The following is a 24,632-nucleotide window of genomic DNA, read 5'->3' as shown; positions in this document are numbered from 1 at the left end:
GCGCGACCCGGCTGCCTGCGCGCGCCGACACGCCGAGCACGCCCAGCGTCGCCGCCACCACCGCGTCGGCCGTGATGCCGAACAGCGCGAACAACTCGCCCGCCGGCGCCGATTCGCCGAAGCGGTCGATGCCGACCACCGCGCCATCGAGCCCGACGTACTTGCGCCAGCCGTCGGTCACGCCCGCTTCGACCGCCACACGCGGCAAGCCGGCGGGCAAGACGCTGTCGCGCCAGGCCGCGTCCTGCCGGTCGAACACGTGGGTCGACGGCATCGACACCACACGCACCGGCACGCCTTGCGCGGCCAGCTGCTTCTGCGCGGCGATCGCCAGGCCCAGCTCGCTGCCGGTGGCGATGACCACGGCGCGGGCGGCCCCCCCCGAGGCTTCGCTCACCACGTAGCCGCCGCGGCGGATCGCCGCGATCTGCTCGGCGCTGCGCAGGTTGTGCGGCAGGTTCTGGCGGCTCAGGATCAGGCTGGTCGGGTGATCGCGCGACTCGATCGCCGCGGTCCACGCCACCTGCGTCTCGACCGCATCGGCCGGGCGCCAGACGTCCATGTTCGGGATCAGCCGCAGCGTGGCAGTCTGCTCGACCGGCTGGTGCGTCGGGCCGTCCTCGCCCAGGCCGATCGAGTCGTGCGTGAAGACGTAGATCGGGTTGAGCTTCATCAGCGCGGCCATGCGCAGCGCGTTGCGCGCGTACTCGCTGAACATCAGGAAGGTGCCGCCGAAGGTGCGCAGGCCGCCGTGCAGCGTCAGCCCGTTCATGACCGCCGCCATGCCGAACTCGCGCACGCCGTAATGGATGTAGGACCCCCGGCCGCGGGCTACCGCGTCCGCCCCCCGCGGGGGCTGCAACCCGGCTTGGGACGGCCCGGCGCCGGCTTGCTCCGCCGCCGCCACCGGAATGGCCTGCGGCCACAGCGTCAGGTTCGATCCGGCCAGGTCGGCCGAGCCGCCGACCATCTCCGGCAGCGCCGGCACCAGCGCGGCGATCGCGTTCTGGCTGGCCTTGCGGCTGGCGAGGGTCTCGCCCTTGTCGACGACCTGGGCGAGCGCGGCATCGGCCAGATCGGCAAAGCCGGCGGGCAATTCGCCGGCCATGCGGCGACGGAACTCGGCGGCCAGCGCCGGGTGCGCGCGTTCGTAGGCGACGAACAACTCGTTCCAAGCCGCTTCGGCCAGCGCGCCGGCTTCACGCGCATCCCACGCGGCGCCGACGTCGGCGGGGATCTCGAACGGCGCACGCGTCCAGCCCAGCGCGGCGCGCGAAGCGGCGATCTCGGCCGCGCCCAGCGGCGCGCCGTGGCTGTCGTGCGTGCCGGCCTTGTTGGGCGAGCCCTTGCCGATCACGGTCCTGCAGCAGATCAGCGTCGGCTTGGCGGACTCGGCACGTGCGGCGGCGATGGCCGCATCGAGCGCCGCCGGGTCATGCCCGTCGACGGCGCGGATCACCTGCCAGCCGTAGGCCTCGAAGCGGCCGGGCGTGTCGTCGGTGAACCAGCCTTCGACGTGGCCGTCGATCGAGATGCCGTTGTCGTCCCAGAACGCCACCAGCTTGCCCAGACCCCAGGTGCCGGCGAGCGAGCAGGCCTCGTGACTCACGCCCTCCATCAGGCAGCCGTCGCCGAGGAAGACGTAGGTGTGGTGGTCCACCACCGGCAGGCCGTCGCGGTTGAACTCGGCCGCGAGCAGCTGCTCGGCCAGCGCCATGCCGACCGCGTTGGCGATGCCCTGGCCGAGCGGGCCGGTGGTGGTCTCGACACCCGGCGTGTAGCCGAGTTCGGGATGGCCCGGCGTCTGGCTGTGCAGTTGGCGGAAGCGCTTGATCTGCTCGATCGGCAGGTCGTAACCGGTGAGGTGCAGCAGGCCATACAGCAGCATCGAGCCGTGGCCGTTGCTCAGCACGAAGCGGTCGCGGTTGGGCCACTTCGGGTTCGCCGGGTTGTGGCGCACGGTGTGGCGCCACAGCGATTCGGCGATGTCGGCCATGCCCATCGGCATGCCGGGGTGGCCGGAGTTGGCTTGCTGGACGGCGTCCATCGCGAGCACGCGCAGGGCGTTGGCGAGGGTGGTGCGGGTCGGTGCGGTCATGCGATGGGTTCCGGCAGAAAGAAGCAGAGGAGCGGGTCAGACAGGGACGAGCGGACGCGCCGCAAAGCCGCATCGGCGGCCTGCGGAGCCGTTCGGTTCAAGACGAGAACGGAGCTGGGCCAGACGGGCGGCGATCAGGCCGCGAGGCGCTGCTGCAGCGAGCGCGCCAGCGTCTGCAGGATCAGGCAGCACGAGGTGGCGCCGGCATCGAGCACGCCGATCGAACGCGGCCCCAGCCGGGCCGAGCGGCCGATGCGCGCCTGCAGCGCCTTCGTCGAATCCTTGCCGGCTTCGGCCGCGGCGCTCATCGCGGACAACGCGGCACTGAAGTCGGCGCCGCCGGCCTGAGCGGCCTTGAACGCGGCCAGCGCCGGGATCAGCGTGTCGATCAGCGTCTTGTCGCCGACCTGGGCGTTGCCCATCGCCTGCACGTTGGCCACGGCCGCGGCCAAGGCATCGCCGAACAGCGCCGCATCGAGCATCGCGTGCGGCTCCAGCGTGTTGACGAAGCCGAGGAAGAAGTTGCCGTAGAGCGGGCCCATCGAGCCGCCGATGTCGTCCATCAGCGCCTTCGACAGCTGCTCCAGCGCCGCAGGCAGCGACTGCGCCGCGTCGCCCAGCGCATCGAGCCGCGTGCCGCAGCCGGTGAAGCCCTTGGCCATGTTGATGCCGTGATCGCCGTCGCCGATCAGGCCGTCGATGTCGCTGAGGTACTGGCGGTTGGCGACGATGGTGTCGATCAGGTCGCGCACCAGCCCGCCGGCGCCGTTCAGCGCCAGCGCCGGGCCGACGGCGGTGCGTGCCACGGCGGCGGCGCGTGCGGCCACCGGCCCGGTCGATTTCGCGGTGGCCGAGCCGCTGTAGGCGCGGCCGGCTGAGGCCTGACTCGCATCACCGGCCACCGTCAGGCCGACGCAGCTGCACGGGTGCGCGAGGCAGGCTTCGAGCTCGTCATCGAGCTTCATCAGCGTCAGCGTCACGCCCATCATCTCGAGCGAGGTGAACAGGTTGCCGACCTGGTTGAAGGCCACCGTGATGCCTTGTGCGGCCAGGCGCTTGCGGATCTCGCCGTACAGGATGTACTGCTCCATCAGCGGCGTGGCGCCCAGGCCCGACACCAGCACCGCGACACGGTCGCCGGCGCCGAACGGCAGATCCGGCAGCACGACGTTGAGCATCATCTCGGCCATCTCGGCCGCGCTGGCGGTGGCGCGCACGTCGATGCCGGGCTCGCCGTGGTGGCCGATGCCGACTTCCATCGTGCCGTGTTCGATCGTGAAGTTGGCGTGGCCCACCGCCGGAATCACGCAGGCCGACAGGCCGATGCCGATGCTGCGGGTGTGGTCGATCGCCTTCTGCGCGGCGGCGATCACCTCGTCCAGGCTGCCGCCCATCGCCGCCTTGGCCGCGCCGACCTTCCACATCACGATCTCGCCGGCCACGCCGCGGCGCTTGGCCTCGTCGCCCTTGGGCGCGGACGGCACGTCGTCGTTGGCGACCACGGTGCGCACCACGATGCCCTCGCGCTCGGCCATCTGGATGGCCATCTTCACGTTCATGTTGTCGCCGGCGTAGTTGCCGTACAGGCAGGCCACGCCCGCGCCGCCGTCGGCCGCGCGCATCGCGTCGAGAAAGCTCTTGGCGGTGGGCGACGAGAAGATCTCGCCGATCGCCACCGCGTCGACCATGCCGTCGCCCACGTAACCCAGGAACGCCGGCTCGTGGCCCGAGCCGCCACCCGTCACCACCCCCACCTTGCCGGCCTCGGGCGATTGCACCCGCTTGACCACGCGCGGGTTCTCGGCAGTGGCGCAGACGGTGGCGGCGTGAGCGGCCAGCCAGCCGGTGAGCATGTCCTCGACCACCAGGTCGGGGTTGTTGATGACGCGGTTCATGGCCATGGGTGATGTCTCCGGCGCTCTGTGCGTGAGCGTTTGCTCTGATGATGAGCGATCGTAAATTGACTTGAGCGGATGCGCAAGGTCCGAGCCTGTTCATGGTCAGGAGAAATCGACTGGACAGCCGCCCATCCCTCGGGGAATCGATGCTCAGCCGCCCGAAAGCATCGGCCTGGAAAGCCACGGTGGCGATGAGCGGATGCGCAATCAAGTTGACATCTGCGCGCACGTCATGCGCTAATTCGCTCGATGCGAGAGCATCCGCTCACGCCTTCACGACACGGAGACACCCCATGAAGATCGCCATCGGCTGCGACGAAGCCGCCTGCCAGATGAAGGACGCCATCAAGGCCGAGCTCGCCGCCCAGGGCCACGAGGTGCAGGACTACGGCACGCACGACAACGCGCCGGTGCTCTACCCCGACATCGGCGTGGCGCTGGCCGAAGGCGTGGCGCGCGGCGAGGCCCAGCGCGGCCTGCTGTTCTGCGGCACCGGCATCGGCATGGCGATCTCGGCCAACAAGGTGCCGGGCATCCGCGCCGCGCAGGCGCACGACACCTACTCGGCCGAGCGCGCCAGCAAGAGCAACGACGCCCAGATCATCACGATCGGCGCGCGGGTGGTCGGCATCGAGCTGGCCAAGGCGATCGTGCAGGCCTTCATCGGCAGCTCGTTCGAGCCCCGCTCGCAGTCGAAGCTGGACGCACTGGCGGCCCACGAGCAGCGCCTGCGCCAGCCCTGATCGGCGGGTGCGGGCCTCGGAGACAATCGCCCCGACATGACCGATACCGCCGCCCGCCCGCTCGACAAACCGCCTGCCCGCAGCGCCGCCTCGTCGCCGATGTCGCACGAGGAGCTGACGCAGATCGCCACGCTGTATTACATCGACGGGCAGACGCAGGACGAACTGTCGCGCCGCTTCGGCATCAGCCGCGCCACCGTCGGCCGGGTGCTCAAGCGCGCGCAGGAGCTGGGCATCGTCGAGATCCGGGTGCATCACCACCCGACCAAGACGGTCGATCTGGAGGCGCAGCTGATCGAGCGTTTCGGCATCAGCCGGGCGCTGCTGTCGGTCGATCACAAGGACCCGGACAAGCAGCGCGCGCTGCTCGGTGGTCTGGTGGCGACGTACCTGGAGCGCACGTTGAGCGACGGCGCGATCGTGGCGGTCGGCATGGGCCGCAACGTCAGCGCCGTGAGCGAACACGCGATGAGCGCGACGCAGCGCCACTGCACCTTCGTCTGCGCGATCGGCGGCAGCTACCGCGGCGGCGAGTCGATGAACCCCGACCACATCTGCCGCCGCCTGGCCGCGCGTTACGGCGGCGAGAGCGAGACGCTCTACGCGCCGGCGATGGTCGGCGACGCCGCGCTGCGCCGCGCGCTGGTCGACAACGACACCGTGCGCCACACGCTCGACAAGGCGCGCCGCGCCGACATCGCGCTGGTCGGCGTGGGCGACATGAGCGAAGACAGCAACATGGTGCGCATGGGCTGGTTCACCGCCCAGGAGATCGCCGAGGCCAAGCGCTCGGGCACGGTCGGCGACGTGATGGGCTACGACTTCATCGACATCCACGGCCTGCCGTCGCTGGCGCCGATCCAGGGCCGCGTGGTCGGGCTGCACACCGGCGACCTGCAGCGCATCCCCAACGTGATCGCGATCGCGGCCGAGAACACCAAGGTGACGGCGCTGCTGGGCGCGCTGCGCACCGGCTCGATCGACACGCTGGCCACCACCGCGAGCAACGCGATGGCGGTGCTGCATCTGGACGACGCGACGCGGGCAGGCAGCTGAGCCGACCTTGCCGGGCGGTCAGGCCGCCTGCCGGGCCGCTGCCAGGTGATGGCCAACGTAGTCCAGCGCCGCCGTCAGCCGCGCCTCGATGTCGGCCACCGGCACACGCCAGGCGGCGCGGCTGGGCTGGGCGTCGGGGCCGCGATGCAGGCGCATCGGGATCTCGATCGACAGACTCAGAGGCGTGGCGGCGATGGCCCGCAGGATGCGGTCGCAGCCGATCTCGCCCTCGCCCAGCGCGGTGAAGAAATAGCCTTCGGGGCGGCGCTGCACGTCCTTCACGTGGGTGTGCAGGCACAGCGGCATGGCGGCCAGCGCATCGTCGGCGGGTGACACCGCCGGGCGGTGCGAGAGGGTGTTGCCGGCGTCGTAGTTCAGGCCGACCCGCGGGTGGCCGATGCGCGCCAGCAGGGCCTGTGCGTCGGCGGCGGTGTTGAGCAGGTTGTCGGAGCCGTCGCCGGGGTTCTCCAGGCCGATCACCAGGTCGAGCTGTTCGGCCAGCCGGGCCAGCGGCTCGATGTTCTGGAAGAACCGCGCCTCGTTGGCGCGCGCCGTGGCGTTGGTGTTGATCACCTTGGCGCCGATGCGGGCCGCAAAGCGCATGCGCCCGGCGAACACGGCCAATGCGTCGGGCCGGCCGAGGTCGATGTGCGACGACATCGCGAAGCAGCCGATGCCGGCGTCGGCCAGCCAGCGGGCGTATTCGGCGCCGCGCTCGTCGGTGAACGACGACTCGTCGAACGGCTCGGTGTAGCCGACGATGTAGGCCGGCTCGACGTGCGTGGCGCCGATCCGCGCCAGGCTCTCGAACATGTGCGGCGCCGGGTAGCCGTCGTACGGCGCGCCCGAGATCGAGACGATGCGATCCCTGCCGGGCGTGGCCGGCACGTGGAGATGGGTCATGGTGGGTTCCCTGAAAACTCAGCGCAGGATGGTGGCGGGCACGTAGGACACCAGCGCCAGGATGCCGAAGGCGACGAGGTAGAACGGCCCGAGCTCGCGCACCGTCTCGCCCACCTTGACGCGGGCCACCGCGCTGGTGATGAACAGCGTGGTGCCGACCGGCGGCGTGTAGAGGCCGATCGCGAGGTTGACGGTCATCATGATGCCGAGCTGCGTCAGGTCCATGCCGATCGCGTTGGCCAGCGGCACGAACACGGGCGTGAGCAGCAGCACGGCGGCGGGCAGGTCGATGAACATGCCGCAGACCAGCATCAGCAGGTTCATCAGCAGGATCACGCTCCAGGCGCTGTCGAGGTTGGCGGTGGCCCAGGCGACCACGCCGTCGGGCATGTGGTCGTAGGTCAGCAGCCAGCCGATCGCGGCAGAGGCCATGATCACCAGCAGCACCACGCCGGTGGCGAGGCCGGCCTCGAACACCGCGTGGTTCAGGCGCTTCATGCCCAGGTCGCGGTAGATCACCGCCGACACCACGCCGGCATAGAGCGTCGACAGCACGCTGACCTCGGTGGGCGTGGCGATGCCGAAGCGCAGGAAGACGATGATCAGCACCGGCAGCACCAGTGCGGGCGAGGCGTACAGCAGCTGCTTGCGAAACACCGGCCAGTCGAGCGTGCGGACGTCGCGCGGGAAGTTGCGGCGCTTGCCGACCCACCAGCACACCGCCATGAAGCCCACGCACATCGCCAGTCCGGGCAGGATGCCGGCCACGAACAGCGCGGCGATCGAAGTGTTGCTGCTGAGCGCGAACAGGATCATCGGGATCGACGGCGGGATCAGGATGTCGATCGTGGCCGCCGCCGCCAGCGTGGCAGCCGAGAACGCCGGCGGATAACCGAGCCGCTTCTGCCACGGGATCAGCAGCGAGCCGATCGCCGAGGCGTCGGCCACCGCCGAGCCCGACACGCCGCCGAAGAGGGTCGACGACAGCACGCCGACCTGGCCGGGGCCGCCGTGGAAGCGGCCGATCAGCGTGGTCAGCACACCGATCAGCGACTCGCCCAGCTTGCCGCCCATCATCAGCGTGCCGGTCAGCATGAAGAAGGGGATGGCGATGAGCGGAAAGCTCTGCACCTGCGCCACCATCTGCTGCACCAGCAGGTCGAGCGGCACCCGGTCGGAGGTGGCGGCGGCCGCCATCGCGGCCATCAGCAGGGCGTGGGCGATCGGCACGGCGGCCACCGCCGCGATGCCGAACACCATCAGGATCAATGCGGTCATGGCGTGACTCCGGGTTCAGGCGATGTTGACTTGCGGTGCGGCGGCGGCGTCATCGTGACCCTGGCCGTGGCCGAGCCCGTTCGACTCGCCGCGCCAGGCCGTCCAGGCCGAGCCCAGCGCCAGCACGGCGAGCATCGCCATGCCACCCATCACGCAGCCGTAGGTGACCGAGCCGGGCACCTGCAGGATCGGGCTCTTCTCGTCGGCGACGATGTCGAGCATGTTCCAGGTGGCCCAGGTCAGCGTGGCGTAGAGCCCCGCCACGCCCAGCCAGCCGAGCACCGCGACGATGCGGCGCAGGGCCGCCGGCACAGCGTCCATCAGGAAACTGGTGGTGATGTGCGAGCCGTGCACGGCGCCCAGCACCACGCCGGCCATCACCAGCCACGGGAACAGCAGCTCGGGCACTTCGTTGCCCCATTGCAGGCTGGCGCCGGTGCTGTAGCGCAGCAGGGTGTTGATGGCGAGGATCACGAAGATCACCGCCGTGGTGATCCACATCACCGACTGGCAGACCCGCGTGATGGCGCGTTCGAGGGATTTCATCGGGACACTCCTGAAGCCGCCCGCACGCAGGCTGCGCGGGGCGGCCGGGATGGGCGCGGCCGGATCCGGCCGCGCGAGCTCACTGGGCGCGGGCGGTCGTGATCACCTTCTTGACGAAGGGGCCGATCGGGCTGGCCATCCACTTGTCGTCGACCGTGCCGGTGGCCTTCTCGAAGGCGGCCTTGTCGGCCACGTCGACACGCACGCCCTTGGCCTTCAGGTCGGCCACCAGCTTCTCGTCGCTTTCCTGCGAGAGCTTGCGCTGCAGCGCGGTGGCTTCGGCGGCGGCTTCCTGCACCGCCTTCTTGTCGGCGTCGGAGAGCTTGTCCCAGCTGCGCTTGCTCATCAGGAACGGCGTCATCTCGTACTTGTGGCCGGTCAGCGAGATGAACTTCTGCACTTCGTAGAGCTTGCTGGCGTGGATGTTCATCAGCGGGTTCTCCTGGCCGTCGACCACGCCCTGCTGCAGCGCCACGTAGAGCTCGGCGAACTTGATCTGCTGCGCCTCGGCGCCCAGGCTCTGCATGATGTCGACCGTCACCGCGTCGGGCGGGGTGCGCATCTTCAGGCCCTTGAGGTCTTCGGGCTTGAGCAGCGGGCGCTTGCTGTTGGACATGTGGCGCACGCCGTTGTCCCAGTAGCCCAGCACCACCAGGCCCTTGTCGGCCGACTTCTGTGCCAGCTCCTGGCCGAGCGGGCCGTCGAGCACCTTCCAGGCCTGCGGCAGGTTGGCGAACAGGAACGGCATGCCGAAGGCCGCGTACTCCGGCACCACGCCGGCCACCGCGCCCTGCGAGTTGGCGCTGAAATCGATCGCGCCGGTGCGCAGCGCGGTGACCATCGCCGCGTCATCACCCAGCTGCGCCGACGGCGACACCTGCACCTCGATGCGGCCGGCCGATTTGGCCTTGACCACCTCGGCGAACTTGACCGATGCCTCGTGGCGCGGATTGCCCGGCGCGGCGCCGTGGCCGAGCGAGAGCTTGACGGCCTGCGCCTGCGCGGCGCCGACGGCCAGCAGGGCCTGCACGGCAAAGGCGATCGAGGCGAGGGTGAGGTTTCTGCGTTGCATGTCTGTCTCCGGTGGGGGTGCCGCGTCGTGGCGCGGCCTTCGAGAATTCGGATGCCTGCGGGACGGCGGCTGCGCCGCATCATCCCTGCGCCGCAGGCGGCGGCGTGTTGCGCAAAACGAAACGCGCAGCGTTCCGGAAATGGGTCAGTGGCTCAGTGGATCAGCATGCCGCCGTTGACGTCGAGCGTGACGCCGGTGCAGTACCTGGCCAGGTCGCTGGCCAGGAACACCACGCAGCCGGCGACGTCGTCGGGGCCGCCGATGCGGTTGAGCGGGATCTGCTCGAGGATGCCGACCATGCGGTCGGCCGGGATCAGGCCCTTGTTGATGTCGGTGGCGATCAGGCCCGGCGTGACGCAGTTGATGCGCACGTTGTCGTTGCCGTATTCACGCGCCATCGCCCGCGCCAGGCCCAGCACGCCGGCCTTGGCCGCCGAGTAGTGCGGGCCGCCCAGGATGCCGCCGCCGCGCTGCGCCGAGACCGACGAGATGCAGACGATCGCGCCGCCCTTCTGCGCGCGCATCGCCGGCAGCACGGCCTGCGACATGTAGAGCGTGCCGCGCAGGCTCACGTCCAGCACGGCGTCGTAGTCGGCGCCGGTGATGTCGACGGTCTTGCGCGGCTGGGTGATGCCGGCGTTGTTGACCAGCACGTCGATGCGGCCGCAGGTTTCGAGCACCGTCCTGGCGGCCAGCTCGCAGGATGCCTTGTCGGTCACGTCGGCGACCACGCCGATGTGCTGCGGGCCCAGGCGGGCGGCGGCGCCGGCCGGGTCGGCCTGGGCCAGGTCGAGGATGACGATGCGCGCGCCCTGCTCGGCCATCATGCGGGCGGTGGCGAAACCGAGGCCGTTGGGGCCGGCACCGCCGGTGATCAGGGCGACTTTGTCTTTCAGCAGCATGGGATGTGTCTCCGTGGGATGAACGCCAGTGGCGGCATGGAGCGCATTCTTGGCGGCCACCCACATGAAGACAAACGATAAGATTTCAGTGCCAGCTGATGGTTTGTCATGTGGCGACGCATCAAAGGGAATCCCCCCTTGGCGCCCGACCCGCCGATCCGGCACCGCCCGATCGAACATCCGAACACCCCCCGAGCACCCGCCATGGCCCACATCCCGCCCCTCGCCAACCTGCAGGCCTTCGAGGCCGTGGCGCGCCGCCGCAGCTTCGCGCTGGCCGCCGGCGAGCTCAACCTGACCGCCTCGGCGGTGAGCCACCAGATCGCCCGGCTGGAGTCGTTTCTCGGCGTGCGGCTGTTCGACCGCTCGGCGCAGGGCGTCAAGCTCAGCGCCGCCGGCGAGGGCTACCTGCGCCGCGTCGCCGGCGCGCTGGGTGCCATCGGCGCGGCCACCGACGACGTGCGCCAGGGCGTGCGCAACAGCCTGTACGTGCACGCCAGCCCGAGCTTCGCCAGCCTGTGGCTGATGCCGCGGCTGGCGCACTTCGCCCAGGCCCATCCGGGCATCTCGCTGTTCCTGTCGGCCTCGCCGACGCACAGCGATTTCGCGCTCGGCCAAGCCGATCTCGACGTGCGCTACGGCACGCCGCAGTGGCCCGACCTGGTGGTGCAGCCGATCTTCGAGGAGCCCATCCTGCCGCTCGCCAGCCCCGCCTTCATCGCCCGCCACCGGCTGCGCGAGCCGGCCGAGCTGCTGCTCACGCCGCTGATCCAGAGCACCGTCAGCGTGGTGCAGTGGGCCGACTGGCTCACCACGCAGGGCGTGACGCAGGGCCCGGAGCGCTTCGCGCTGCGCTTCGACCGCGCCCAGCTCGCGCTCGACGCCGCCGTGCAGGGCCTGGGCGTGGCGCTGGAGAGCGCCACCATCGCCCAAGCGCACATCGCCGAGGGCCGGCTGGCGCCGCTGTTCGACACCGCCCGGGCGGTGCGGGTGCAGGCGCACTTCCTGGTCTACCCGGCACGCCACGCCAAGCGGCCCGAGGTGGAGTCCTTCAACGCGTGGCTGAAGGATCAGGCGAGCGCCGCACCCGGCGCGGCGGCGCAGGTACCGCCGTCAGCGTGACCCGGCCGAGCCGCCGTCCTTGGGCCGGAAACGTTCCGGATAGACCACCGGCTCCCACTCGGGATGGGCCGCCAGGTTGGCCTGCACCGCGCGACGGAACGCCGGATCGGCGGCGCGCCCGCGCCAGCGCTTGAGCAGCGGCAGGCGCAGCGCCGGCTCGGCCTGCAGCCACGCCGAGACGTCGTCGTAGCTGACCTCGGCCAGCGGCTTGGGCACGATCTCGCGCCCGGCGAAGCGCGCGGCACGCGCGGGCAGCGGATCGCGGAACGGCCGCGGCATGCCGGCCAGGAAGTCCGCCGACGGCCGCTGCGCCAGCTCGGGCTTGCCGGTCGCGCGCAGGACGACGAAGCCGTTGGCCGGCACGTCGAGCGTGCCGCGCGCGCCGCCCCGCTCGGCCAGGCGCAACGCGCCGGTCTCGACGAATGCGGCCGACTGCGCCGCCTCGAGCTGCAACACCACCGTGGCGTCCTTGCAGTTCAACGCGAGACGCGGGCTCAGGCAGTCGCCCCGCGTGGCCGGCCCGGCCGGCGCCGCGCCGCCCTGGCTGAACTTGAGCCAGCCGTCGAGCAGGTAGAGCAGCGGCGCGCGGGCCGGCTTGTCGCGCGCCGCGGAAGGCGTCCAGCGCGGCGCGAGCATCAGGCGGCTGCGATCGCCCAGGCCGATCAGCAGGCCGTCGGCGAATTCGATCTGCGCAAAGCCGCCGGCCGCGGTCTCGACGATGTCTTCGGCCTGCAGCGCCAGCCCTTCGAGCACGGCAAACCGCTGCGCCCGGCGGATCAGCCTGGCGCTGCCTTCGAGGATGCCGACGATCGCCAAACCCGCCGCGGGCGCCGCCCGGGCTGGCACCGCCCCGGACACCGCGGCCAGCGCGGCGGCCTGCAACCAGATGCGGCGTGTGGACACGGCAGCTCGCAAGGGTGAACCTGGCGGCATCTTTGCGCCGCCGCCGAGCCGAGTCAATGCCGCTCGGGGTGCCGAAAGTCCCGACCCCCGAGACCGGATCAGCCGATCGCGCCGTCCACGCCCGCCTGGTGCGCCTGCTGGTCGGCGTGGTAGCTGCTGCGCACCATCGCGCCGACGGCGGCGTGGGTGAAGCCCATCTTGTAGGCCTCGGTCTCGAACATCCTGAAGGTGTCCGGGTGCACGTAGCGGCGCACCGGCAGGTGGTGGCCGGACGGCGCCAGGTACTGGCCGATCGTCAGCATGTCGATGTCGTGGGCGCGCATGTCGCGCATGACGTCGAGGATCTCGTCGTCGGTCTCGCCCAGGCCGACCATCAGGCCGCTCTTGGTCGGCACGCCGGGCACTTCTTCCTTGAAGCGCTTGAGCAGCGTCAGGCTGAACTGGTAGTCGGCGCCCGGACGCGCTTCCTTGTAGAGGCGCGGCACGGTTTCCATGTTGTGGTTCATGACGTCGGGCGGCGCGGTCTTGAGGATCTCGAGCGCGCGGTCCATGCGGCCGCGGAAGTCGGGCACCAGCACCTCGATGCGCGTCTCGGGCGAGGCGGCGCGGGTCTGGCGGATGCACTCGACGTAATGGCCGGCGCCGCCGTCGCGCAGGTCGTCGCGGTCGACCGAGGTGATGACGACGTACTTGAGCTTCAGCGCCGCGATCGTCTTGGCCAGATTGGCCGGCTCGTTGACGTCGAGCGGATCGGGCCGGCCGTGGCCGACGTCGCAGAAGGGGCAGCGGCGGGTGCACTTGTCACCCATGATCATGAAGGTCGCGGTGCCCTTGCCGAAGCATTCGCCGATGTTCGGGCAGCTGGCTTCCTCGCAGACGGTGTGCAGCTGGTGCTCGCGCAGGATGTTCTTGATCTCGTAGAAGCGCGTGGTCGGCGAGCCAGCCTTGACGCGGATCCAGTCGGGCTTCTTCAGCGTCTCGGCCGGCACCACCTTGATCGGGATGCGCGCCGTCTTGGCCTGCGCCTTCTGCTTGGCGGTGGCGTCGTAGGCAGCGCCGGTCTCGGCCTGGCGGGTGGTGTTTTCGGTGGACATGGGGCGATCCGTGCGGGCGGCTGGGCCGGGGCGCAAGCCGTGGACTGAAGGGGCGCCGGACGCCCGGAAATCGATCAGGGCGCGAGCAGCGCGGCGAGCCGATCACCCAGGCGCTGCGCTGCGTCGGGCCATTCGGCGGCGACGCCGAGTGTAGCCAGATCGACTGTTTGCAGCCCTGCATAACCGCAAGGGTTGATGCGCGCATAGGGCGAGAGATCCATCGCCACGTTCAGCGCCACGCCGTGGTAAGTGCAGTGGTTGGCGATCTTGATGCCCAGCGCCGACACCTTGCCCAGGCCGCGGAACGGGTCGCGCGGATCGTGCGGGCCGGTCAGCGCGCGGTGATCGAACGGGTCGTCGAGCCGCACGTAGATACCCGGCGCGCCGCTCACGCGGTGGCCGGTGACGTGCCAGGTGGCGAGCGTGCGGATCACGGCCTCTTCGACCCGGTAGACGTACTCCTTGACATAGATGCCCAGCCGCTTGAGATCGACCAGCGGGTAGGCCACCACCTGCCCCGGCCCGTGGTACGTGACCTGGCCGCCGCGGTTGGTGGCGACCACCGGCACGCCGTCGGGCGCGAGCACATGCTCGGCCTTGCCGGCGATGCCCTGGGTGTAGACGGGATCGTGCTCGCACAGCCAGAGTTCGTCGGCGCTGTCGGGCGTGCGCGCGGCGGTGAAGGCGCGCATCGCGTCGTAGGTGGGCTCGTAAGGCACGCGGGCCAGGTTGCGGATCAGCATGGGCAAGGTTGCAGGTTCGGGCGGAGCGCCACGCGGGATTGTCGGCCAGCACGGCGAAAGCGGCCGATGCCCCGGCCGACCCCGGTGCCGACACAGGCTCTCCATGAGGCGCGACGTTCACGTATCTTCCGGTCATGCAACCCGATCACGCCACGCCCGCCCGCCGCGCATCGAAGCCGAACCGGCGATCGCACCGTGTCCGCCGAGCGTTGGCGCTGCTGGTGCTTGCGGGCAGCCAGGCGGCGATCGCGGCACCGGCTGCGGCCACGCTGGCGGCGCCCGGCGCCGGCAACGGGGCGGCGGGCTCGGCCTCGGCGCTGATCGCCGCGGTGATCGAACACCGCGCCGGCCACTTTGACAAGGCCGCCCGTGCGTTTGACGAACTCGCCCGCGCCGGCCTGCCGGCGGCGATGCACAACCTGGCGGTGATGCACCTGGGCGGCGAGGTCACGCCCGCCAGCGTCGAGACCGCCCGCGGCCTGCTCGAACAGGCCGCCGCAGCCGGCTTCATCAGCTCGCAACTGGCACTCGCCGAACTGCACGAAAGCGGCCGGCTCGGACGACGCGACCCGGCCGGCGCCCTGCCCTGGCTGCGCCGCGCGGCCGACGCGGGCCATGTCGATTCGCAGGTGGCGGTCGGCACCGCCTACTACCTGGGCCGCGGCATCGCGCGCGACGAAAGCCAGGCGCTCGACTGGTATCGCAAGGCCGCCCGCGCCGGCGACGTCGGCGCGCAATACCTGGTGGCGTCGATGTACGAAACGGGGCTGGGCGTGGCGGTCGACCTGCGGCTGGCGCGCTACTGGTACGACGTCGCCGCCCACCTGGGCGACCCCGCCGCACGCGGCAAGCGCGATCAGCTGGACCGTCAGCTCAGCACGGCGACCGGGGCGCCGTGATCGGCCTCATTGGGCGATGTAGCGCCCGGGCCGGTGGTTGATCGCAAGAATCATGTTCAGAGCCACCGCGCCGGCGATCGACATCAGCACCTTCTGCGGCTCGACCAGCCACAGCGCCATCGCGACGATCATCACGTCGACCGCCATCTGCACGTGGCCGGCGCGCCAGCCACGGCGCTCCTGCAGCGCGAGCGCCAGGATGCCCACGCCGCCCAGGCTGGCGCGGTGGCGGAACAGGATCAGGAAGCCGGTGCCCATCAGCAGCCCGCCCATCACCGCGGCGTAGAGCGGCTCGAGCGTCCGGAACGAGATCAGTTGCGGCAGCACTTCGGACTCGGCCGACAGCAGCAGCACGGCCAGGAAGGTCTTGACCGAAAACGCCCGGCCCATCTGCCGCCAGGCCAGCCAGTAGAACGGCAGGTTGATCAGGAAGAACAAGGTGCCGAAACGCCAGCCGCTGGCGTAGTGGCCGAGGAAGGCCAGCCCCGCCGTGCCACCCGACAGCAGCCCGGCGTGGCGGTACATCAGCACCGCCAGCGCGATCAGCAAGGTGCCCGACAGCAGCGCCTGCAGGTCTTCGAAACGGCTGTGACGGGTGACAGCGGCGGAAGCTGCGGCGGGTGCGGGGGTGCTCATCGCGGCCGATTGTGGCGTCGCATCCGGGCACGGCCTTGTCGCAGGACAAGATAGCGCACCCGCGCTTCAGCGTCGCGTCGTTGCCGGTCGTGTGGCAGCGGGCGTCATCCGGCTGCGCAGCCAGCGCGCCGCGATCAGCAGCAGCACCAGCACCGCGTAGAGCGCCACCTCGTCGAAGCGCTGCTTGGACGCGCGCATCCACAGGAAGTGCAGCAACCCGAGCCCGATCACCGGCCAGACCAGCTTGTGCAGCAGCTGCCAGCGTGCCGCGCCCATGGCCTTGATCGCGCGGTTGAACGAGGTCAGCGCCAGCGGCAGCATCAGCAGCAGCGCGAGAAAGCCGACCAGCGCGAACGGCCGCTTGTCGAGGTCGCGCACGATCGCCGCCGGGTCGAAGCCCATGTCGAGCCAGGCGTAGGACAGGAAATGCAGCACGCCGTAGAAGAACGCCGTCAGCCCGAACAGGCGGCGCATGCGCGCCAGCCCCGGCAGCTTGCCCCAGGTGCGCAGCGGCGTGACGGCCAGCGTGATGCACAGCATGCGCAGCGTCCACAGGCCGGTGCCACGCAGGATGGTCTCGGCCGGATTGGCGCCCAGCGTGTTGTTGACGCCGCCCCAGACCCAGCCGGCGATCGGCAGCAGGCACAGCAGCAGGATCACCGGCTTGGCCCAGGGCTTGAGCAGCGCGCGCTGCAGCAGCGTGTGGGCGCGGCTGGCCAGCCCGGCCGGCCGAACCTGCACCGACCCAGCATTCGCTGCACCGCCGCGGGAGGCGATCGAGGCGGCGTCCATCTCAGTAGTTCTTCTTGAGATCCAGGCCGGCGTAGAGCTGGCCGACCTGCGCCTCGTAGCCGTTGAACATCAGCGTCGGCCGCTTCTTGGCGAACAGCCCGTCCTCGCCGATGCGGCGCTCGGTGGCCTGGCTCCAGCGCGGGTGGTCGACGTTGGGGTTGACGTTCGAATAGAAACCGTATTCCTGCGGCCCGGCCTTGACCCACGCCGTGGCCGGCTGCTTCTCGACCAGGCGGATCCTGACGATCGACTTGGCGCCCTTGAAACCGTATTTCCACGGCACCACCAGGCGCAGCGGCGCGCCGTTCTGGTTGGGCAGCACCTCGCCGTACATGCCGAAGGCCATCAGCGTGAGCGGATGCATGGCCTCGTCGAGGCGCAGGCCTTCGATATAAGGCCAGTCGAGCACGCGCGAGCCGACGAAGGGCATCTGCTTGGGGTCGGCCAGCGTCACGAACTCGACGTACTTGGCGTTGCCCTTGGGCTGGACCTTCTTGAGCAGCTCGGCCACCGACCAGCCCACCCACGGCAGCACCATCGACCAGCCTTCGACGCAGCGCATGCGGTAGATGCGCTCTTCCATCGGCGCGAGCTTGAGCAGCGCCTCCATGTCGAACACGCCGGGCTTGAGGCACTCGCCCTCGACCGTGACGGTCCACGGCCGGGTGATCAGCTTGTGCGCGTTCCGGGCCGGGTCGGCCTTGTCGGTGCCGAACTCGTAGTAATTGTTGTAGGTCGATGCATCGTTGTAGGCGGTGATCTTTTCCATCACCTGCGCACCGGCCACGCTGCTGCGAGCCGACGCCAGCGCGGCGAGCTTGCCCGGCCGCGCCACGGCACCGGCCTGCGCCCAGGCTTCATGGCCCAGACCGAGGCCGGCCAACGCGCCGAGGCCGCCCAGGCGCAGCAGGTCGCGGCGCGACGCATAGACGCCGCTGGGCGTGATCTCGCTGGCGATCGGGTGGATGAATCCGGCGTCGGGGTGGCTGTGGCGGCGTGTCGACATGCGTGCTCCTCGCGTCCCGCGCACCACCCGGGCTGGGTGGCCGACGCGAAACGGTGTCTGCCCGCTCAGTCGCGGCAGCAGCGCCGATTCTTACAGTGCATCGAAATCCGTGTGCCGGGCGGGCGTGCCGGGAAAGCTCAGCAGTCCGGCCATGCCCTGGTCGGCCACGCCCAGATCGAGGGAATTGCGCTGGAACCGGTCGCGGAAGTTCTTGCGCGCGAACAGCTTGTGCTGCGCCTCGCCGGGCAGATCGGTGATGCGGATGATGTTGCGCGCCACCAGCACGTCGACCAGGTCCTCGAGCACCCGGATCAGCCCGGCATCGAGGCTGGCGAACGCAGCGTCGGCCGAGCCGCCGGCACTGTCGCCCAGCAGCTGGCGCAGCTCGGGCGCGTCGTCGCCCAGGAATTCGCTGCCGGGCACGGCGTGGCGGTGGATGCTGTCGACCTGGCCGTCGGGGCTGCGCAGAACGTGGGGCATGGTGGTTTCCTCTCGTCCTGCATATCGGCGCCGTGAGCCGGCACTGAAACGGGCGCACCAGCAAAAAGGCCGGTCAGTGACCGGCCTTTCGGGGCAGTTCAGGCAGACGTGCGGATCAGTGCAGGCCGGCGATGTAGTCGGACACGGCCTTGATCTCGCGATCGTTGAGCTTGGCGGCCACGCCGGTCATCTGCAGGTTGTTCTTGCGCACGCCGTCGCGGAAGCCCTTGAGCTGCAGCTCGGTGTAGTCGCTGTGCTGGCCGGCCAGGCGCGGGTACTGCGCGGGGATGCCGGCGCCGGTCGGGCTGTGGCAGCCCGAGCAGGCCGGGATGCTGCGATCGGCAATGCCCCCGCGGTAGATCTTTTCACCCAGCACGACCAGGTCCTTGTCCTTGGCAGCGCCCGGCTTGGCCTGCTTGCCGGCGTAGAAGGCGGCGACGTTCTTCATGTCGGCGTCGCTCAGCATCGAGGCGAAGCCCTTCATGACGGCACTGTCGCGCTTGCCGGCCTTGAATTCGGACAGCTGCTTGACCAGGTATTCAGGGTGCTGGCCCTGCAGGATCGGGTTGGCGGGCGTGCCGCGCGAACCGTCGGCGGTGTGGCAGGCGCCGCACACCTGGGCCGAGAGGGCTTCTCCCTTGGCGGGATCCACCTTGGCGGCGGGTGCCGCATCGGCCGCCCACAGCGGGGTGGCCAGCGTGACAGCAGCGAGCAGGGCAAGGAGCTTCTGGGCAGGCGATTTCATGGGTGGGCGGGGCTGGGTGGACGTTAAACCGAAGGATTTTACAATGCCGGATGATGACCCCCAACCCAGCTCCCACCCAAGGTGGCGCGGACGCCACGCGCGCCGCCCTTTCCTGGGCTCACACGGCGCGTTTCCTGACCACGGCGAGCCGCCTCGACCAGCTGCCGGCGCACGATCTGCCCGAGATCGCCTTCGTCGGCCGCTCCAACGCCGGCAAGTCGACCGCGATCAACACGCTGGCACAGCAACGCCAGCTCGCCTTCGCGTCCAAGAAGCCGGGCCGCACCCAGCACATCAACCTGTTCGAGCTCGGCCCCAAGGACGCGCCCAGCGCGCTCTGGGCCGACCTGCCCGGCTACGGCTACGCGGCGGTCGAGCGTGCCGCCAAGCTGCGCTGGCAGGCCGTGATGGCCGACTACCTGAAGATGCGCCGCAACCTCGCGGGCGTGGTGCAGATGATCGACTCGCGCCACGGCTTCACCGCGCTCGACCGCCAGCTGCTCGAATTCGTCGGCCCGCGCGTGGTGACCGGCGAGGTCAAGCTGCTGGTGCTGCTGACCAAGGCCGACAAGCTCAACCGCAAGGAGGCCAGCGCGGCGCTGCGTTCGGCGCAGGATTTCCTGGCCGACCTGTCGACCGACCAGTCGGATCTGTCGGTGACGCTGTTCTCCGCGCTCAAGCGCCAGGGTGTCGAGGACGTGGCGCAGACCCTGCACGACTGGCGCGACGCGTCGGCCGCGCCGATCGAGGGCGGCCTGCTGGCCGCGAGCGCAGCCCTGCGGGCCGAACGCTTCGAGACGCCGGATGACGTCGTCATCCCGGCCGACCCGGCCGAACCCGCCGCCTGACCGACCCGCCGCAGCGCCGCTCGATGCCGACCCGCCGATCCGCCCCCACCACGCCGCCAGCCGCATCACCGGCCGACACCGGCGAACGTGTCCGCCCGCAGATGGCCGACCTGGCGCGGCTGGCGGGGGTTTCGGTGGCCACCGTCTCGCGCGCGCTCAACGGCAGCCCCGAGGTCAGCCTGGCGACGCGCCAGCGCATCGGCGAACTGGCCCGCTCGCTGAACTACACCGTCAACATCGGCGCCAAGAACCTGCGCACCAAGCAGAACCGCACCGTCGCGGTGGTGATCCCGTACGACGAGCAGAGCCGTCAGCACATCACCGATCCGTTTTTCCTGGCCATGCTCGGCAGCCTGGCCGATGCGCTGACCGACCGCGGCTTCGACCTGCTGCTGTCGCGGGTCGACTCCGGCTACCTGGCCGCCGCCAGCCAGCTGTACGAATCGGGCGCGGTGATCGGCACCGTGCTGATCGGCCAGTGGCGCCACCACGCCCAGCTCAACGCGCTGGCGCAGCGCGGTGCGCCGCTGGTGGTGTGGGGCGCGCAGCTGCCGCAGCAGGTCTATTGCAGCGTCGGCGGCGACAACCTCGCCGGCGGCCAGCTGGCCACCCGCCACCTGATCGAACGCGGCGGCCGGCGCATCGTCTTCATGGGCGACCCGTCCCTGCCCGAGGTCGCGCAGCGGCTGGCCGGCTACCACCAGGCGCTGGCCGAGGCCGGCATCGCACCCGACCCGGCGCTGCAGCTGAACGTGCCGTTCGAGACCGGCCAGGCGCGCGCCGCGCTCACCCGCCTGATCGAGAGCGGCATCGCGTTCGACGCCATCTTCGCCTGCAGCGACGTGCTCGCCATCAGCAGCATGCAACTGCTGCGGCTGTACGGGCGCGCGGTGCCGCAGCAGGTGCTGGTGGTCGGCTACGACGACATCGAGTGGGCCAGCCACGCCGACCCGCCGCTGACCACCGTGCGCCAGCCGATCGCCGCCGCCGGCATCGAGATCGTGCAGGCGCTGTTCGACGGTGTCGCCGGCCAGCCGACGCCCCCGCGCACGCTGCCGGTCGAGCTGGTGGTGCGGCAAAGCTCCTTGCGCTGACGTCGGCGCATGCCGCTCACGGACGGCCGAGCTGCAGGTACAGCCCGGCGCTGCCGCGCGGCGCCCAGGTCAGGCCGAAATAGAGCGGCCCGAGGCCGGTGTCGGCGCCCAGGAACACGCTGCCGCCACCGCGCAGGCGGCCCAGATCGACCTCGCTGCTGCGCGCCCAGGCGTTGCCGGCCTCGAGCGAGGCACCGGCAAAGAAGCCGCGGGTCAGGACCGGCCGCTGGTTCAGCCGCACGGTGTAGGTCAGCCGGCCCAGCAGCACCTCGTTGCCCGACAGCTGCTCGGCCTGGTAGCCCGACAGGTTGTGGAAACCGCCCAGCGTGTAGTAGCCCAGGCCCTGGATCAGGCCCTGGTGCGCATGGCGCAGGCGCAGGCTGGCGTCGAGCGTGTGCGGGCCCGCGCTGGTGACGGTGTTGGCGTCGGCCTCCAGGCGATGGAAGGACTCGGTGCCGCCGGCCAGCACCGACTCCGCCACCCAGCGCCGGCCGACCTCGCCGACCAGCCGCACGCGCCAGCCGCGGCGCGGAAAGCTGACGTGGTCGAGCTGGTCGAGCAGCAGCGCGCCGCGCAGCGCCCACTCCTGCGCCCGGCTCGACTCGAGCGCCGACACGCTGCTGCCGCCGGCCACGATCTCGGGCGAAAAATGCTGGGCCTGGCGCACCACGCCCAGCCGCCACTCGCCCCACGAGCCGAGCGGGCGGCCGAGGTCGATGCCGGCGCGCCAGTGCGCGCGCGCAAAGCGGCCGAGCAGCGGCGCACCGGCGGCGTCGGCGCTCGGCGCCAGCGGCGCGTAGACGTTGATGCGGCGCCGCTCGACATCGCTGTGCACCGAGACGAAGGTGTCGCCGCCATCGGCCAGCAGCAGGCCCGCCGGCTGATACCACTCGGTGTGCCAGCGCGGCACCGAGCCGATCTGCAGCCGGTTGCGCCACTCGCCGCCGGCCTCGTTGAGCCAGTGGCGGTTGTGGCTGAGCTTGAGGTTGAACTCGCCGCGGCCGACAAAGTCGCTCGCCACGTCGAGACCGAGCCGGAAGTAGTGCGGGCCCCACGGTTTCTCTTCGAGCCGGAACACCAGCCCGGTGCCGGCCGGCAGGTCCTCGAGCCCGTAGTCGGCGTGCAGGTAGTCGCCCGAGGCCGCCAGCGCGCGGGTGTCGGCTTCGGCGCGGTCGATGTCGAACGGCTGGCCGGGCTGGCTGGCCAGCGCGCCGGCCAGGCGCTGCGGCGAGGTGATGTCGGCGCCCTCGAAACGCACGCTGGTGATCGGCGCCGTCTGCGGCCACTCGCGCCGGCGCGCGGCCTGGTGTGCCGCCCATTCGGGCGCGGGCAGCGCCAGCGCCTGCAGCCGCGGCTGCAGCGCCTGGGCGCCGCTTTCGCCGAGCGTGATCAGCTCGCGCACGCGGCCGAAGTCGGCGGCCGTGATCTTGCCGAGTTCGGGTGCGATCAGCAGGTCGCGCTCGGCATCGAGCCCGGCGATCGAGCGCTGCACGTTCTGCTCGGTCAGGATGTTGATCATCTGCGCCGTCAGGCCGAGCACCGTGCCCAGCGTGTCGCGCGCGGCCAGCGGGGTGCCGATGTTGACGGCGATCACCACCTGCGCGCCCAGCGCCCGCACCACGTCGACCGGCAGGTTGTCGACCAGGCCGCCGTCGCCGAGCACGCGGGCGTCGACGTCGGTGGGCGGGAACACCGCCGGCACCGACATGCTCGCGCGCAGCGCCTGCGCCAGGTCGCCGCGCTCGAACACCACCGGCGCGCCGCTCTCCATGTCGGTGGCGACAGCGCGGAACGGGATCGGCAGGGCGTCGAAATGCGGCGCCGTGCGCACCGGCAGCGTGTAGCGGCGCAGCAGCAGCTCGAGGCCGCGGCTCGACACCGAGCCCAGCGGCAGCATCGGGCTGCCGTCGCGCGCCAGGCCGATCTCGACCGCGGGCGAGATCTCGAAGTCTTCTTCCTTGCGGCGCTGGCTGAGCGTCTCGCGCGGCACCCGGCTGGCGAACAGCGCCTCCCAGTCGAGCGCGAGCAGCTCGCGCTCGAGTTCGGCCGCGCCCATGCCGCTGGCGAACAGGCCGCCGATGATGGCGCCCATCGAGGTGCCGGCGATCAGGTCGACCGGGATGCGCTCGCGCTCGAGCACCTTCAGCACGCCCACATGCGCCAGGCCGCGTGCGCCGCCGCCCGACAGCACCAGGCCGACGCAGGGCCGCGGCTGCTGCGCCGTGCCGCAGGTCTTCAGGCGCGGCGATGGCGCGGTCGGGGCCGGCTCGGTGGGCGCCGGCTCCGCCCGCGCCGGGCCGCACAACCCGAGCACGAGCAGCACCGCAGCGAGCCGGTGAAGGACGGGACGCGTGGCGCAGGGATTCGGCAGCAAACAGGGCCCGTTCATACGCCGATTCTGCCGTCCGCACGGCTCTCTAAAATCGGCCCGACCCACCGCCCGCCGCACCTGGGGCCACCGGCCTTGCTGCGACCTCCGACCCGCCCGATGCCTCACGACCCGCCCCTGCCCGACCCCGACCTGGCGCGCCGCGCCCTGCCACGCGCGCCGTTGCCCGCGGACTGCGAGGTGCTGGTGGTCGGCGCCGGCCCGGCCGGCAGCGCCTGCGCCACCTGGCTGGCGCGTGCCGGGGTCGACGTGGTGCTGGTCGATCAGCACGATTTCCCGCGCGACAAGGTCTGCGGCGACGGCCTGATCCCCGATGCCCACGCCGCGCTGGCGCGGCTGGGCGTGCTCGACGCGGTGATGGCGCAGGCGCAGCCGATCGGCCATGTGCGCTGCGTCGCGCCGCGTGGGGGTCAGGTCGACGTCGCCGGCCGGCTGGCGGTGCTGCCGCGGCGCATCCTCGACCACCTGCTGGTGCGCCACGCCCAGGCCGGCGGCGCGCGGCTGCACACACCGGTGAAGTTCGAGGGTCTGATCGAAGACGGCGGCCGGGTGCGCGGTGCGCGGCTGCGCCAGGCCGGCGCCGACACGATCCACGAACTGCGCGCCGGCTGGGTCGTGCTGGCCACCGGCGCGGCGATGCCGGCGATGCTCGGCGCCGGCCTGTGCGAGCGCCGTGCGCCCAGCGGCGTGGCGTTGCGCGCGCATGTGCGCAACCCGGCGCTGGCCGGACGGCAGACCACGATGGACGTGGTCTGGCACCGGGCGCTGAGCCCCGGCTACGGCTGGATCTTCCCGTGCGGCGGCGACGTCTACAACATCGGCGTGGGCTCGTTCTTCAAGCGCGACGCCAGCACCGACGCCGCCAATCTGCGCGACATGTTCGACGCCTTCACGCGCGTCCACGCCCCGGCGCAGGCGCTGATGCAGGGCGGCGAGTGGGTCAGCGAGCTCAAGGGCGCACCGCTGCGCTGCACGCTGGCGGGCGCGCGGACCGGCCGGCCCGGCCTGCTGGCCACCGGCGAGGCGATCGGCTCGACCTACGACTTCACCGGCGAAGGCATCGGCAAGGCGCTCGAGACCGGCCTGATGGCGGCCGAGGCGCTGCTGGCCGGGCGCGCGCAGGGCTCGGCGGCGGCACCGGCCGATGCGCAGACGCTGGCCGACTACGACGCCCGCCTGGCGACCCTGAAACCGCGTTTTTCGCTCTATGCGCGGGCCAACCACATCAACCGCTACCCGTGGCTGGCCGACCTGGTGATCTGGCGCGCCCGGCGCAGCCCGGGCATGCGCCAGCGCATGAGCGGCCTGCTCAACGAGACCAGCAACCCCGGCACCCTGATCTCGCTGCGTGGCATGCTGAAACTCTTCACCGTCTGAAGCCTGGA

At 71.1% G+C, this 24,632-nt stretch carries 22 protein-coding genes and 1 pseudogene; 7 read left to right on the top strand and 16 right to left on the bottom strand.

The window, feature by feature from the left end; genetic code table 11:
- Positions 1 to 34: 34 nt before the first annotated feature.
- Together tkt and dhaL are read right to left on the bottom strand one after the other, a co-directional pair.
- Positions 35 to 2,098, bottom strand: a pseudogene (gene tkt / locus LCHO_RS23840) (transketolase); the annotation flags it as partial.
- A gap of 134 nt (positions 2,099 to 2,232) precedes the next feature.
- A complete protein-coding gene (gene dhaL, locus LCHO_RS02070; RefSeq protein WP_012345448.1) occupies positions 2,233 to 3,999 on the bottom strand; it encodes a dihydroxyacetone kinase subunit DhaL in 1,767 nt (588 codons plus the stop codon).
- Between the two features lie 290 nt (positions 4,000 to 4,289).
- On the opposite strand from dhaL, the gene LCHO_RS02065 reads away from it, so the two are divergent.
- Both LCHO_RS02065 and LCHO_RS02060 read left to right on the top strand, forming a co-directional pair.
- Positions 4,290 to 4,739 carry an RpiB/LacA/LacB family sugar-phosphate isomerase gene (locus LCHO_RS02065; RefSeq protein WP_012345447.1) on the top strand — a complete coding sequence of 150 codons (450 nt, stop codon included), beginning with the start codon at positions 4,290 to 4,292 and terminating at the stop codon, positions 4,737 to 4,739.
- A gap of 36 nt (positions 4,740 to 4,775) precedes the next feature.
- Positions 4,776 to 5,795: a sugar-binding transcriptional regulator gene (locus tag LCHO_RS02060; protein ID WP_012345446.1), complete on the top strand. Its 1,020-nt coding sequence runs from the start codon at positions 4,776 to 4,778 to the stop codon at positions 5,793 to 5,795.
- Between the two features lie 18 nt (positions 5,796 to 5,813).
- On the opposite strand, the gene LCHO_RS02055 is transcribed toward LCHO_RS02060, so the two are convergent.
- The 5 genes from LCHO_RS02055 to LCHO_RS02035 form a co-directional block, all read right to left on the bottom strand.
- A complete protein-coding gene (locus tag LCHO_RS02055; RefSeq protein WP_012345445.1) occupies positions 5,814 to 6,698 on the bottom strand; it encodes a sugar phosphate isomerase/epimerase family protein in 885 nt (294 codons plus the stop codon).
- An 18-nt stretch (positions 6,699 to 6,716) separates the two neighbouring features.
- On the bottom strand, positions 6,717 to 7,976 hold the full coding sequence (locus tag LCHO_RS02050) for a TRAP transporter large permease (protein WP_012345444.1): 1,260 nt from the start codon (positions 7,974 to 7,976) through the stop codon (positions 6,717 to 6,719).
- 15 nt (positions 7,977 to 7,991) lie between these two features.
- Positions 7,992 to 8,522: a TRAP transporter small permease gene (locus tag LCHO_RS02045; protein ID WP_012345443.1), complete on the bottom strand. Its 531-nt coding sequence runs from the start codon at positions 8,520 to 8,522 to the stop codon at positions 7,992 to 7,994.
- A 79-nt stretch (positions 8,523 to 8,601) separates the two neighbouring features.
- Complete coding sequence (locus LCHO_RS02040) at positions 8,602 to 9,594, bottom strand: TRAP transporter substrate-binding protein (protein WP_012345442.1); 993 nt, start codon at positions 9,592 to 9,594, stop codon at positions 8,602 to 8,604.
- A 152-nt stretch (positions 9,595 to 9,746) separates the two neighbouring features.
- Positions 9,747 to 10,496 carry an SDR family NAD(P)-dependent oxidoreductase gene (locus tag LCHO_RS02035; protein ID WP_012345441.1) on the bottom strand — a complete coding sequence of 250 codons (750 nt, stop codon included), beginning with the start codon at positions 10,494 to 10,496 and terminating at the stop codon, positions 9,747 to 9,749.
- A gap of 204 nt (positions 10,497 to 10,700) precedes the next feature.
- Here LCHO_RS02035 and LCHO_RS02030 point away from each other — a divergent pair, with 204 nt between their 5' ends.
- A complete protein-coding gene (locus tag LCHO_RS02030) occupies positions 10,701 to 11,618 on the top strand; it encodes a LysR substrate-binding domain-containing protein (RefSeq protein ID WP_012345440.1) in 918 nt (305 codons plus the stop codon).
- Here LCHO_RS02030 and LCHO_RS02025 read toward each other — a convergent pair.
- From LCHO_RS02025 to lipB, 3 genes are all read right to left on the bottom strand, one after another.
- On the bottom strand, positions 11,610 to 12,521 hold the full coding sequence (locus tag LCHO_RS02025) for a FecR family protein (protein WP_043703727.1): 912 nt from the start codon (positions 12,519 to 12,521) through the stop codon (positions 11,610 to 11,612). The two genes, LCHO_RS02030 and LCHO_RS02025, sit on opposite strands and share 9 nt — an antisense overlap.
- Before the next feature lie 98 nt (positions 12,522 to 12,619).
- A complete protein-coding gene (gene lipA, locus LCHO_RS02020) occupies positions 12,620 to 13,615 on the bottom strand; it encodes a lipoyl synthase (protein ID WP_012345438.1) in 996 nt (331 codons plus the stop codon).
- A 74-nt stretch (positions 13,616 to 13,689) separates the two neighbouring features.
- Positions 13,690 to 14,358: a lipoyl(octanoyl) transferase LipB gene (gene lipB, locus LCHO_RS02015; RefSeq protein WP_012345437.1), complete on the bottom strand. Its 669-nt coding sequence runs from the start codon at positions 14,356 to 14,358 to the stop codon at positions 13,690 to 13,692.
- Positions 14,359 to 14,492: 134 nt separating this feature from the next.
- Here lipB and LCHO_RS02010 point away from each other — a divergent pair, with 134 nt between their 5' ends.
- Positions 14,493 to 15,257, top strand: coding sequence for a tetratricopeptide repeat protein (locus LCHO_RS02010; protein WP_012345436.1), 765 nt, complete (start codon positions 14,493 to 14,495; stop codon positions 15,255 to 15,257).
- A gap of 6 nt (positions 15,258 to 15,263) precedes the next feature.
- Here the strand turns inward: LCHO_RS02010 and LCHO_RS02005 are convergent, their stop codons facing one another.
- The 5 genes from LCHO_RS02005 to LCHO_RS01985 all read right to left on the bottom strand — a co-directional run bounded on the left by LCHO_RS02005 (position 15,264) and on the right by LCHO_RS01985 (position 18,916).
- Positions 15,264 to 15,893, bottom strand: a complete 630-nt coding sequence (locus LCHO_RS02005; protein ID WP_012345435.1) for a YitT family protein — start codon at positions 15,891 to 15,893, stop codon at positions 15,264 to 15,266.
- A 66-nt stretch (positions 15,894 to 15,959) separates the two neighbouring features.
- A complete protein-coding gene (locus LCHO_RS02000) occupies positions 15,960 to 16,685 on the bottom strand; it encodes a protein-methionine-sulfoxide reductase heme-binding subunit MsrQ (protein WP_012345434.1) in 726 nt (241 codons plus the stop codon).
- 1 nt (position 16,686) lies between these two features.
- Positions 16,687 to 17,691, bottom strand: coding sequence for a protein-methionine-sulfoxide reductase catalytic subunit MsrP (gene msrP / locus LCHO_RS01995; RefSeq protein WP_012345433.1), 1,005 nt, complete (start codon positions 17,689 to 17,691; stop codon positions 16,687 to 16,689).
- A 90-nt stretch (positions 17,692 to 17,781) separates the two neighbouring features.
- Positions 17,782 to 18,171: a hypothetical protein gene (locus LCHO_RS23590; protein ID WP_012345432.1), complete on the bottom strand. Its 390-nt coding sequence runs from the start codon at positions 18,169 to 18,171 to the stop codon at positions 17,782 to 17,784.
- 115 nt (positions 18,172 to 18,286) lie between these two features.
- Positions 18,287 to 18,916 carry a c-type cytochrome gene (locus LCHO_RS01985; RefSeq protein WP_012345431.1) on the bottom strand — a complete coding sequence of 210 codons (630 nt, stop codon included), beginning with the start codon at positions 18,914 to 18,916 and terminating at the stop codon, positions 18,287 to 18,289.
- Positions 18,917 to 18,966: 50 nt separating this feature from the next.
- On the opposite strand from LCHO_RS01985, the gene yihA reads away from it, so the two are divergent.
- Together yihA and LCHO_RS01975 are read left to right on the top strand one after the other, a co-directional pair.
- Positions 18,967 to 19,764: a ribosome biogenesis GTP-binding protein YihA/YsxC gene (yihA, locus tag LCHO_RS01980; RefSeq protein ID WP_012345430.1), complete on the top strand. Its 798-nt coding sequence runs from the start codon at positions 18,967 to 18,969 to the stop codon at positions 19,762 to 19,764.
- A gap of 23 nt (positions 19,765 to 19,787) precedes the next feature.
- Positions 19,788 to 20,858: a LacI family DNA-binding transcriptional regulator gene (locus LCHO_RS01975; RefSeq protein WP_223210491.1), complete on the top strand. Its 1,071-nt coding sequence runs from the start codon at positions 19,788 to 19,790 to the stop codon at positions 20,856 to 20,858.
- A gap of 16 nt (positions 20,859 to 20,874) precedes the next feature.
- Here the strand turns inward: LCHO_RS01975 and LCHO_RS01970 are convergent, their stop codons facing one another.
- The gene (locus tag LCHO_RS01970) at positions 20,875 to 23,181 is read right to left on the bottom strand and encodes a patatin-like phospholipase family protein (protein ID WP_190274831.1); all 2,307 of its coding nucleotides are present in this window, start codon (positions 23,179 to 23,181) and stop codon (positions 20,875 to 20,877) included.
- A 165-nt stretch (positions 23,182 to 23,346) separates the two neighbouring features.
- On the opposite strand from LCHO_RS01970, the gene LCHO_RS01965 reads away from it, so the two are divergent.
- Entirely contained in the window at positions 23,347 to 24,624 is a 1,278-nt protein-coding gene (locus LCHO_RS01965; protein ID WP_012345427.1) for an NAD(P)/FAD-dependent oxidoreductase, read from the top strand.
- Positions 24,625 to 24,632: the final 8 nt, after the last annotated feature.

The sequence above is a fragment of the Leptothrix cholodnii SP-6 genome (assembly GCF_000019785.1).
GTDB lineage: Bacteria > Pseudomonadota > Gammaproteobacteria > Burkholderiales > Burkholderiaceae_C > Sphaerotilus > Sphaerotilus cholodnii.
Note: the sequence above shows the minus strand (reverse complement) of the source record. Positions and strands in the feature narration are given on the sequence as shown.